The following is a 314-nucleotide window of genomic DNA, read 5'->3' on the forward strand; positions in this document are numbered from 1 at the left end:
CGGATGTTGAAGCCGAGAAAGTCGAACCCTGGTTTATCCCCTTCTAAAGTGTGGGTGATATGAGTTTTGGTATCCTTGAGTTCCAACCCTATTCCTTTCAGCCATTCCTGGATATGTTTTTGACATTTTAGAATTGCATCCTTGTTTTCATGTAGGATAACGAAGTCGTCCGCATAACGGATTAGCGAGATTGCATCCCGTTTGTTTGTACGACTACCTTTCCCTGGTAGCTTAGCTGCTAAGGATTTGATGCTTTCTTCCATGCCGTGAAGGGCAATATTTGCCAGTAGAGGGCTGATTACCCCTCCTTGCGG

General features: G+C 45.2%; 1 protein-coding gene. It reads right to left on the reverse strand.

Annotation, left to right across the window (positions count from 1 at the left end; translation table 11 throughout):
• Nucleotides 1–314: reverse transcriptase/maturase family protein (locus tag AC0QH1_RS07175; protein WP_442957292.1), on the reverse strand; the 314-nt coding region annotated here is incomplete at both ends.

This window comes from Phormidium sp. CCY1219 (genome assembly GCF_055795085.1).